The sequence below is a fragment of the Dysgonomonas sp. PF1-14 genome (assembly GCF_029892965.1).
In the GTDB taxonomy this organism is placed as follows: domain Bacteria; phylum Bacteroidota; class Bacteroidia; order Bacteroidales; family Dysgonomonadaceae; genus Dysgonomonas.
Genome location: NZ_JARXWN010000033.1, coordinates 1 through 11,572, shown reverse-complemented (window position 1 = coordinate 11,572; position 11,572 = coordinate 1). Strand labels below are relative to the sequence as shown.

Sequence of the window (11,572 nt, the reverse complement as noted above, 5' to 3'; positions counted from 1 at the left end):
TCTGATAAGTTAAAGGGTTAAACTTTTTGTTTATTAAGCAATACAAACTTAATTGTTTGCCCTTTAACTGTCAGATCAGATCGAAACTATTTCAGTTAATGAATCCCTGTCTAACGACTCAAATAGATCATCATCCAGTTCAAGAAAAGGGTCATACCAGTCTGCTTTCTTTCTGGCCCAAGAAATCCACTTCTGAACGGCTTCGGTCATCATGTTCCTCTCAAGGATATTTCTCTCATACTCATTTATATAATCTCGAATGATTTTAGTTTTTTGAAAGCGATCAGCTAAGGTAAAGAGTTCTTTAAAATGTAGTAATTCCAATTCTTGGCTTTTCTTAAAGTCACGTTTAATACGTTCCTCTTCTTCCTGTATTTTATGCCGATAATCACGTTCTAATCTTAACTCATATTCTTCTTTCCCTTTAACTTCCATATAGGCAATGATATTTATCATTCTATCTTCAATTAGCAGATCATCTTTATCGATCCATTCTTTTTGATCAAAATTGAAATGCCCACAGCGGAAGCAAAGTTTTCCATTGAATACAAGCGTATTATCTGTACGGCCCCATTTGTTAGTTTCCTGTTTCCAATTAGATTTTTCAAGAATGCTAAAATTCAGATAATCTTCTTCGTTGTTATACAAAAATTTAGTTTTTTCATATTTAACTTCAATACCATGTCCTCTAATTCGGAGATTTTTAATCAAGGTATCTAAGAATAATAAAGATCGATTAATATTCGAGTCTGAAGTTTTTATTCTTAAGGTATCATTAGTATACATACTCCCTCTTCTCTGATAGTCTAAAATCAGTTTGTCTGGATTGTTAAATTTCTTCGGAATCTTAAATGTCAACCTTTTATCGTTTTGAACATTTTTCTCTTGTAATTTTAATTTTCCCTGAAAAGATATTTCAGGAATATTAATAGTATCTAAAGCATTAAAATCTATAAAAGGTAAATCTCCCTCATACTTTTCAATGAAGGAAATTCTTGTTACAGGTTTGTTGAGTTTTATATTAGTCCAGTAACCTTTGAGTGGTAATGGAATACACATTTTATCACAAAGTTTTTTTAGATTGGGATAACTGATATTAAACTTTTGAGACAAACCATATAGAGGTTCTGTCCAGATTAATTCATATAATTCTTTACGTGTGTATTTTGTCTTTAATTCATCCATAATATCAGATTATAAGTTTAATACAAATATAAAAAAAGCCTCTTACATCAAATTGTAAAATGCTCATTATAAAAGATAAATTCTGATAACTATTCTTCCTCATTTTGCACAAACCCGACTCTCTTTCGTGGTTTATCCTCCAATTCTTTGATACTGGCTAATTCCGTCAAAGCCTGATATACCTCATTGAATTGCATATTGGTTTCAATCATAAAACTTTCTAATTTACTGTTCAACTCTGCATATCCCAAAGCATATTTTCTTAGCGTAACAAAAGCCCTGATTATTGAAATATTTACCTGAATAGCCAAAGGACTGTTCAAAACACTGGATAATTGTGCTATACCTTGCTCTGTGAAAACAAAAGGCATATATCGTATTCCTCCCCAATTTGAGGTGCCAAAATTGCACCTCAACATTTCCCATTCATCAGTTGTCAACTCAAACATAAAATCGGAAGGAAATCTGTCGATATTACGTTTAACTGCTCTTTTCAGGTTTTTCGTTTCAACCTGATACAATTCAGCTAAATCAAAATCAAGCATGACACGTTCTCCTCTTATCTCAAATATTTTATTCTGTATTACTTGTAATTCCATTTCAATTCAAAGTTTTAAGTGAATGTTCTCTTGTGTAAGTATTGGATATGACAATAACCTCATGGCTTTTCTGCTCCTTACTATATTCCCGAAAAGCGTTCAATACCCATTCCCGAAAAGCTTTTGTATAAAGCGATTGAATACGAAAACTCAAAAAGATAATTATTTCAAGATTGTAATAAGTACGAATATATTCTTCTTTCTCATTTCGGGTATATCTATACTCCTTTGTAACATCACTTTCTCTCAATAAACCATCTTTGAATATGGCTTTTAGATGTTTACTGATTGTCGGGGAATATACCCCGAACAAATCAGCTATCTCGTTTACTGTCATCCAAACCGTACCATCAATTATTCTCACTTCAATAATGGGTTTATCAGTTTCTATATCTGTGAATTTTATATATCCTGTTTCCATAAAGCCTATTTATTAATGTATTTCCGTCTTTTATAGTTTTTCGCCAAGCTATCCATATCTGTACTAAGCTTCTGATCGACTATTTTAGCGTAGATTTGAGTAGTCCGAATGTCTGTATGCCCGAGCATTTTTGATACCGTTTCAATAGGTACTCCATTGGCGAGCGTAACGGTTGTTCCGAAAGTATGACGTGCTATATGACAGGTTATTAGCTTATCTATTCCGCAGATTATAGAGATTTCTTTCAGACAGCAGTCGAATGGATTTTATTGACTCTTTATCAAATAGTTACGAAAGGATGTTTTTGATGAGGTAACGATTTGGTAACGGTTCTTTCAGCTTGCGTTTACATCATTTTGCATATTTGTCAGATAATTAATTGTAAAAATATATAAAATAATAATTCTACAAAATTAATTCTAAAGAAATCTGATGTTCTATCTTTTAATTATTCCTATTATATTCCGTTTCCCTTTATTCTGTTTGTTAGTCATTTTTTTTAACATAAACAATCTAAGAGATTGTCTCTCAGGAACAATCTACTTAAATTTTTCTTTCCACACATATTCTAAAGGGGAAAGTAGTCTTTGTCCTAAACTCCTATTATCAGTGATAATCTCAGCGATTCCGGAAAGCTCGCCTGTAAACTCGATCTTTTTTCCTATAGCTGTTTCGAGTCCGTTTAATAATTCAACCTCGATTGTATAATTATCTTCTGTTGAAACCAAGGATATATTATTAATCCTTGCTTTCAGCATACCATATTCCATATAAGGATAGCCATTCAGCTTAATATTTACAGTTTGTCCTGTTTTCACTTTTCCAATCCCTGATGTAGAAACTAGTATTTTTCCTACCATTCTTCCCGAATGTTGGGGTATAATAGCAAATACCTTGCTCCCAGCTTCCACAAACTGATCTTTTTGCCAGTATGTGTTAAATGTAACAACCCCGTTAATAGGTGAAGTCAAAAGATAAGTCTGTCTCCATGATTCTAGAGTTGCAACTAATTCTCTATAAGTAGATTTTAAATCAGAGTAATATTGATTCTTATCTTGAAGATATTGTAGAGAAAGTTTCTTTACAGATTCATTCATCTGAATAGACTCTATATTTTCATTTATAATTGAAGTACGAAGTTGTTGAAAGGATTGCTGAAGATTTAAGTATGTTTGTTCGGCCGTTTCCAGTTCGGCTTTGGATATAATCCCCTTCTTATATAATTGATTTTCCCGTTCATAAGCTTCTTTAGCTATTTTAAGCTCATTTTCTTTCAGTTCTTGTTGCCTTTGCAGATTAATTGAATAATCTTCTTTACCATGTATTTGTTTCTGTAAAGCCATTCTTTCCTGATTCGTCAGATTTACAGAAAGAAAATTCTCATAATTTACAGCAGCTCTGGTAAAGGATGAAAAGGCTGACTGCAACTCTCCCAGTTCATAAGAATGTGTATATAGTTCAATTGGTATAAAAAATACAGAATCTGAAATAATAATACCTTTTAATAACTTATCTAATTCTTCTATATCTTTTGTTTTAGCGGGATTATCTATTACAGCCAATAAGTTATTGGATTTAACTATTTGCTTATCCTGACATGTTAATTTTTTAATACGTCCACTACTTCTGGCAACGACCCATACAGGTGGATTTTCAGTAGTAATAACAACTTCTCCTGTTATTATATCGGGATATTTGAAGAAAAAACTACCAATCAATAAAACCAAAATGACACCACATATAATAGATATACCATAACGAATAAGGCTATGAGGTGGTCGGCTCAAAATTTCCTGAATTTCATCGCTACGTAGTTCTATCTTTTCATATTCTTTTCGTTCCATTATAATTCAAGCTGATTTTTTACTAAGCGGTAATATGCACCTTTATTTTGAGTTAATTCTTCATGCGTACCTATTTCGACTATTCCTCCTTTTTCGAGAACAATAATTTGGTCTGCATGCCGAACCGTACTCAGTCGATGGGCTACCACAACAGAAGTTCTACCTTTAAAGAAGTTCTGTAAGTTATCCATAATGGTACGTTCATTATTGGCATCCAACGAATTAGTCGCTTCATCGAAGAATACAAATGCAGGATCTTTGTAAACGGCTCGTGCTATCAATATCCGTTGTTTTTGTCCCTGGCTCAGTCCATGTCCTTCGCTTCCTATTTTTGTATTGTAAGAAAGGGGTAAAGATTCGATAAACTCCCTGATGTTAGCAGTAATTACAGCATTCTGCAAACGTTCTTTATCTATGTTCTCAATTCCGGGAGCAATATTCTTGGCAATGGTATCCGAAAAAATAAAGCCATCTTGCATCACTACCCCACATTTTTTGCGCCATTGGCGAATACTATAAACATTTAGGCTACTATCTCCCAAAAGAATCTCTCCTTTATCTAAAGGATAAAATCCTAATAATAATTTTACCAGAGTAGTTTTGCCGCTACCACTTGTTCCGACAATCGCAGTCTGTTTTCCGGAAGGTATTAATAGACTAATATCTTTTATTACTTTTTCCCCAATGGATGTTTTATCGTAACTAAAACTGATTGTTTTTAATTTGAGATCTTTATCCTGTGGTATATCTTGTATGTGTATTTCATCTTTATTTTCTTCATCATCTCTATTATGTATCTCGCCCAAACGGTCAATACTTAATTTTGCGTCTTGCGTCTGTCTGAGAAAGTTTATCATTTGATTGATAGGACTATTTAATTGCCCAATAATATATTGAACGGCCAGCATCATGCCGAGAGTCATCTCTCCTTCTACTACTAATTGAGCGACCAATGCCGTAATGACTAAGTTTTTTGTCTGATTGATTAATACAGCACCTGAATCCTGATATTGTCCTAAAGCCAGACCTTTTATACGAAGACGGAACAATTTAGCCTGAATACGTTCCCATTCCCATCGTTTCTGTTGCTCACATGCATTCAGCTTGATTTCCTGCATACCTGTTACCAATTGAACGACATTGCTTTGGTTGGCTGATTGTTGTGCAAAATTCTTATGATCCAGTTCTGCTCTGCGTTTCATAAATATCCATACCCAACAAAAGTATAGGACACTACCCACCAAAAATATAGCAAATATTTTAGCACTATACAATAAAAGGACAATACTGAAAATAATAAGGTTCACGAATGAAAATAATATACTTAGTGTGGAATTAGTCAGGTAACTCTGTATACGGTTATTATCATTAATCCGTTGTAATATGTCACCTACCATCTTTGTGTCGAAATACTGCATGGGCAACCGCATTAATTTCGCAAGGAAATCCGAAATCAAGGCAATATTGATACGAGTCCCTAAATGCAACAGAATCCATCCCCTGATAAATTCAACAGATGTGCTGCTGAAAGTTAATACAAGTTGGGCAATTAATACAAGGAATATAAAATTAAGATTTTGTGTATTAACCCCAAAATCAACGATTGACTGTGTAAGAAATGGTATTATTAATTGTATGAGACTTCCGAAAAGTAAGCCTAAAAAAAGTTGGAGGATAAAGTTTTTATAAGGCCTTAGGTAAGAAAATAAAAAGTTAAAACCTTTTTTTGTTTCCCGTTCATCTTCCTGTTCATAAAAATTGGGCGTGGGTTCTAATAATAATGCTGCGCCTACATCTTCCCCGTTTTGCTTGGAACTAATCCAACAACGACAAAATTCATCTTTGGTATATTTAAGCTTACCTCCTGAAGGATCTGCAATATAGACATAATCTATCCCTCGTTTTTTCTTAATATTATATATAACAACAAAATGAGACTGATTCCAATGTATAATACAAGGTAAAGGTGCTTCTTTCAGATCATTAAAAGAAACAGTAACACCCATTGTGCGAAAACCTATATTATCAGCAGCCTCACTTATTCCTAACATCGAAACACCCTGACGAGTGATATGAGATTTTTCCCTTAATCCATCTAAGGAATAAGTGCGACCATAGAATGTAGCGATCATCCTTAAACAGGTAGGACCACAATCCATTGCGTCATGTTGAGTGTAGATGGGAAAAGATTTCATCTATTCTATTATTAATTCTTCCATTTTTTTCATCAGTTCTTCACCCCGAAGGTTTGTTGCTATAACTTTCCGGTCATTGTCCAATAAGAAATTCGCAGGGATGGCTGTTATTCCAAAACGGTTACAAATATCTTTGCCTTCCAGAGTGGTCATATTTCCTCCATAGACATGGGTAAACATTTCGCATTTGTCCGATAATATTGTGTTTTCCCAAATTTGTTTTGTATTATCAAGTGAAATAGCATAAATAGTCAATTTTTCTTTGAATAGATCGTATACTTTCTTTAAATGGGGAATCTCTCTTCTGCAAGGGGCACACCAGGCTGCCCAAAAATCTATCAGAATATAGGGGGTCTTAATATCTTCTAAGGATACAGGATTCTCCTTTATGTCATTAAGCACAATATTGTCTATCATGTCGCCCAATTTAATTTTGTTGTACTTTGTAAGGTTATCGGCTTGCTTCTGAGTAGTTGGTCTAATTGATCTATTCTTTTTTAAAGTATTTATTTCGTTTAGTCTTCTACCGAAACTTTTTTTTGTTTTAACAATATCTTTATATTCTTGTGGATATTCAGGATATTGCTGCGCTATTTTACTATCAGGAAAACGCTCTTTCAGGACGGAGACTAAGCTATCTCTATCCAAACCGACAGCATTATCCATATATACTACATATATTTGAGGGTTCTTTGTCATTTTCAAGAGATCAATAGATAAGTCTTTTCGTTGCGTTATATAATAATTGAGGCTATCTCTTGCCCATCCCTGATCCGGTGATTTATCTAATATATCTTTTATCCGTTTAATGCAAATATTTAATGGGCGTATATGTAAGCCATACTCATATAATTCTCTGGTAACAGAATTTTGGGTATAAGGGATCAAGGCCAATACTTCTTTTGTAAAGTCGACGGTGATATTATCTCCATGATTAAGAACCAACATAGATTGAGGACCATTTTTCTCGAAAATAAGCATGGAGACATAGCCTTCTTCAAAAGTTAATTCCCCATTCAATTCTAGTAGTTTTTGACCTTTTTTCACCATAAATGAGTCAATCAGTACATTTTCTGATGTCCAGTACAGCCACTGATCTTCCTTTGTAATTGAATCATTCAGTATTATATTGAGTCTGACTGGTTTATTCTCTGAATTCATCATTACGGATATAAAAAATAGGAATATGAATAATATTTTTCTTAATATAATTTCCATTTTAAATTTGTATTTTAGGGCTGACAAATCAGCCCTATATTTAATATTAAGCAAATTCACCAATATATTCGGAGTCTGTTTGATTACACATATATTCAGTTTGGGCAAATTCCTCTTCCAATCCTAATTGCTCAAAAAGAGTATTGCCAACATTTATCATTGCTTCTCCAAAATTTGCAGCGCATGCATATCCGGAATAAGAACTGTCATACATAGTTATTGTACATGTAAATAGAGTTTGTCCAGACGCACATGAGGCTCCTCCTTTTAGCATCGACATCATCAGTTTATTTATTTTTTGTGCTTGAAAATCTCTTAATGTTTTCATAATCTCAATATTAAGTAAAAACACCTACTCATAAAGCTTTTCGGCATCCGCTCTTTCTTTTACACAACCTGTTTGTTAAAAATACAAACCGGATATGCTAAACCTGTCCATATATCTATGGAAATTTTAGTCGTTTATGTATCTTTGCCGCACCTTCTTGTCGTTTAGTTAATAGTTTAAATCCAGTCAAAGATTCTTTGATTTATTCTATACCTCGCAAGGAGGCTTTTTTGACAAACAGAGATGGCGAGCCTCTGTTATTAAATTACAACTTTATAATAATAACTTTAAATCATTTTATTTGTTTTTCTAATTCCTCCATTTTTTTTATCAAGTCTTCACCCCGAAGGTTTGTAGCTATAATTCTCCTGTCTTTATCCAATAGAAAATTCGCAGGGATGGCTGTTATACCAAAACGGTTACATACGATCCGTCCTTCTTTTGTATCCCAACCGCCTATCCGGATATGTGAAAATGCTTCCAACTCTCTTGATTTTATAATTCTTTTCCAGTCTCCATCTTTATCATCGAGAGAAATTGCATATACCGACAATTGACCCTGATATTGTTCGAGAGTCTTTTTTACATTTGGAAAATCTCTTAAACAGGGAGTGCACCAGCTTGCCCAGAAATCTATCAGTATATAAGGCGTCTTTATATCTTCCATAGAGATTATCTCGCCCGATTGTCCGTTACCTGTTAAAGCCTTGACTGTGTCGTTTATTGAATAAGGTTTTACAGAAATTAATTCTTCTGTCAGTTCTTTTTTTTCTTTTTCCGGTAGATCCGTGACTAATTGTATCCCGTGTTTTTGCGCTTGTAATTGCTCCCAGCGCTTGCGAACCCTGACATTCTCTTCTGCATTTTGTGTAAATTTTTCATATTCGGGAAAATATTGTATCAATCCGCTATGAGGAAAGCGACTTTTCATATCCTGTAAGTAATCTTTATATTCTTCATTGGTAAAGAATTCTCTTAGTGATAAAAAACAATAATAACAAAAATATGGGTTTTGAGTCTTATTGAAGTTTTCTCGAAAAATGCCTTGTAGAATCTGGTAATTATAATATTCGATACTATCAGATAATTGTTTTTTCTGATCTGTATCTGTTGTTTCTTTCAATGCTAATTCAAATTTTTGTTTTTGCCATCCAGCTCGTATACGTGCCATAAATTCATCGAAGAATTCTTCTGTCATTACAGATCCTTCGTATTTGTGGGTTTTCATATTTGCACTGGCTCTGTCTCCGGGATATAAAAAAAATTTGAAGGCATCAGGCCCTTTTTTTGAGAAAAAGATACTGCATTTATTATATTCCTCGTCATTCAAATATCCCTGCATATCCAGCATCTGCTGCCCTTTTTCTATATAGCAGGAATCTACTAAAAATCTTCCTTTCCTGTTAGAACAAAACCAATAAACCCATTGATCTTCCGACATAGATTTATCATCTAAAGTAAGGTGAATGGTAGTTAACTTCCCATCTGTTCCTTCCTGGGCTAATACATTTGATAAGATTAAGAGGAAAAAACTTATAAATAGCAATGTTTTCATTTTTGTTTCTATTTTGAGGTTGTGCCATAGGTACATCCTCATACTATGACACAACCTGATTATTTTATCAACAAGTTACTTCAGATTCATACCATATTTCGACAGCACCTTCTTCGTCACCCATTGCCATAGCTCCGCTTGCTAAATCTCTATGAGCAACCGTTTCAGCCTCAAGCTGACTTGTTGCACACATATAACCTTCATAACTGCTTCCGTATGATGTGACAGTACAGGTATATAGTGTTTGGCCAGAATCACATGCAGCATCTTGATAAGTTCCACCTTTTAGCATCGACATCATCAGTTTATTTATTTTTTGTGCTTGAAAATCTCTTAATGTTCTCATAGTCTTAATGTTAAGCAAAATTACCTACTCGTAAAGCTTTTCGGCATCCGCTTTTTCTTTTACACAACCGACTTGTTAAAAATACAAACCGGATATGCTAAACTTGTCCATATATCTATGGAGATTTTAGTAGTTTGAGTATCTTTACTCGCCTCTTTGTTGTTTAGTTAGTAATAAAATCCGGTCAAGATTTTTTAGTTTAGCTACGTCTTGCAAGGAGGCTTTTTTTGATGAACAAAGATGGCGAGTCTCTGTTATTAAATTACAACTTTATAATAATAACTTTAGATTACCAAATTCATAGTATTATATAGAGGAAAATATGCTTGTTAACATTTATTTTTCTATTAATTCTTCCATTTTTCTCATCAGTTCTTCACCTCGGAGGTTTGTGGCTATAATCTTCCGGTCTTTATCCAACAAGAAATTCGCAGGGATAGCTGTTATACCAAAACGAGTACAAATCTCTTTACCTTCCGGAGTGGTCATATTTCCTCCATAAACATGGGTAAACATTTCACTTTTATCAGTTAATATTGCGTTTTTCCATGCCTGTTTTGCATTATCTAGTGATATGGCATATATTGTTAAACTATCTTTATTAGCTTCCAGTGCTTTTTTTAGATATGGAATCTCCTTTCTGCAAGGGGCACACCAAGCTGCCCAAAAATCTATTAAAATATAGGGAGTTGGAATATTATATAATATGGCTTCTTTATTTTTTACATCTTTTAATTCAATGTTGGGGAAAATATCATTAATACTCGGAGGCGCATTCGCTTCTAATTCTACCTTTTTGAGATTTTTCTCTTTGGTTTTATTGTTATTAGATATACGGGCCGCCAGTATATTTTCAAATCGTCGTTCCATATCTTTACTTTCCTTACTTGCAGGAGGAGATAAATGTTTCTCAGGATACATTTGTATCTGTTTAACTTTAGGGAATTGTTCTTTCATCTCTTTAATTAGACTGTCTTTTTGTGATTGGCTACACTTCAATATATCAACTTTTGATAGGTAATATGCAGGATTTTTGCAATTTTTAAGTTTTTCCAATGGTACAATATAATCTAAATAATGAATGAGAAAGTCGAGACTATCTTTATATCGTTTTTTTTCTTCCCCTATAGTTTCAAAGACTAAGTTTGAGAGTTCTCGCCTCCTTTTTTTTAGTTCTTTATTTTGATCTTTACAATATATATCGTTTGTTGGAGAACCTTCTGTTGGAAGAAAATATGGCGTAACAGAATCAATGTAAGCTACTACATGTTCTCCAGGGCTTACATAAAAAACAGTTTTAAGAGGCCCTTTCTTTGTAAAACTAAGCCAATTTAAATACAAAGATTGATCATTAATAATACCTTCTAATTGTATTTTTTTTTGTCCCTTTATAATCTTGCAAGAATCTAAAATCCTATACTCATTATCATATAAGTGAAACCAATATACCCATTGTTCCTCTTTGCTTACTTTATCTGATAATTCTATGTCTAAAATGATAGGTTTATTATCAAATCCAAAAACAAATATGGGTGCTACCATACAGCATAATACTAAAATAAAAGACTTTTTCATTATATTATTCTATGAGGGTGTGTTCCAAAAATAGGGCACACCCTCAACTTTTTTAATTACATTTCATAGAAAAGCCATCTTCATACACACCTTGATCATCCAAAGTCTGATTTGCAACCATTTCCGCTGTTTCTGCACTAACCGCACATATTCTACCTCCTGAATATTGACTACCTGAGATTTCATCAATAAGAGTACAACTATCAGTAGTGTCCCATTAAAATTGGGACGTTATTAAAAATCAAATAAACTTGGCTCATTAGAGTCGCATGGTTCTTTGTCATATTGAAAATTAGTTTTGTTAAA

General features: G+C 33.4%; 10 protein-coding genes and 1 pseudogene. All 11 read right to left on the bottom strand.

Annotated elements, in window-relative coordinates:
• Positions 1-75 precede the first annotated feature (75 nt).
• The 11 genes and pseudogenes from M2448_RS20115 to M2448_RS20065 all read right to left on the bottom strand — a co-directional run bounded on the left by M2448_RS20115 (position 76) and on the right by M2448_RS20065 (position 11,233).
• Positions 76-1,185, bottom strand: coding sequence for a hypothetical protein (locus M2448_RS20115; protein WP_280647962.1), 1,110 nt, complete (start codon positions 1,183-1,185; stop codon positions 76-78).
• Positions 1,186-1,274: 89 nt separating this feature from the next.
• Positions 1,275-1,784 carry an ORF6N domain-containing protein gene (locus M2448_RS20110; protein WP_163319828.1) on the bottom strand — a complete coding sequence of 170 codons (510 nt, stop codon included), beginning with the start codon at positions 1,782-1,784 and terminating at the stop codon, positions 1,275-1,277.
• Between the two features lies 1 nt (position 1,785).
• Positions 1,786-2,205: an ArsR family transcriptional regulator gene (locus tag M2448_RS20105; protein WP_163319827.1), complete on the bottom strand. Its 420-nt coding sequence runs from the start codon at positions 2,203-2,205 to the stop codon at positions 1,786-1,788.
• Between the two features lie 5 nt (positions 2,206-2,210).
• Positions 2,211-2,453 (bottom strand): annotated as a pseudogene (locus M2448_RS20100) (tyrosine-type recombinase/integrase); the annotation flags it as partial.
• A gap of 291 nt (positions 2,454-2,744) precedes the next feature.
• Positions 2,745-4,049: an HlyD family efflux transporter periplasmic adaptor subunit gene (locus M2448_RS20095; RefSeq protein WP_280647961.1), complete on the bottom strand. Its 1,305-nt coding sequence runs from the start codon at positions 4,047-4,049 to the stop codon at positions 2,745-2,747.
• Positions 4,049-6,244 carry a peptidase domain-containing ABC transporter gene (locus M2448_RS20090; RefSeq protein ID WP_280647960.1) on the bottom strand — a complete coding sequence of 732 codons (2,196 nt, stop codon included), beginning with the start codon at positions 6,242-6,244 and terminating at the stop codon, positions 4,049-4,051. Before M2448_RS20090 ends, M2448_RS20095 begins: the two co-directional genes overlap by 1 nt.
• Entirely contained in the window at positions 6,245-7,462 is a 1,218-nt protein-coding gene (locus tag M2448_RS20085; RefSeq protein ID WP_280647959.1) for a TlpA disulfide reductase family protein, read from the bottom strand.
• A gap of 46 nt (positions 7,463-7,508) precedes the next feature.
• The gene (locus M2448_RS20080) at positions 7,509-7,790 is read right to left on the bottom strand and encodes a hypothetical protein (RefSeq protein ID WP_280647958.1); all 282 of its coding nucleotides are present in this window, start codon (positions 7,788-7,790) and stop codon (positions 7,509-7,511) included.
• Between the two features lie 292 nt (positions 7,791-8,082).
• Complete coding sequence (locus M2448_RS20075; protein ID WP_280647957.1) at positions 8,083-9,345, bottom strand: TlpA disulfide reductase family protein; 1,263 nt, start codon at positions 9,343-9,345, stop codon at positions 8,083-8,085.
• A gap of 67 nt (positions 9,346-9,412) precedes the next feature.
• Positions 9,413-9,691, bottom strand: a complete 279-nt coding sequence (locus M2448_RS20070; RefSeq protein WP_280647956.1) for a hypothetical protein — start codon at positions 9,689-9,691, stop codon at positions 9,413-9,415.
• 336 nt (positions 9,692-10,027) lie between these two features.
• Positions 10,028-11,233 carry a TlpA disulfide reductase family protein gene (locus M2448_RS20065; protein WP_280648064.1) on the bottom strand — a complete coding sequence of 402 codons (1,206 nt, stop codon included), beginning with the start codon at positions 11,231-11,233 and terminating at the stop codon, positions 10,028-10,030.
• Positions 11,234-11,572: the final 339 nt, after the last annotated feature.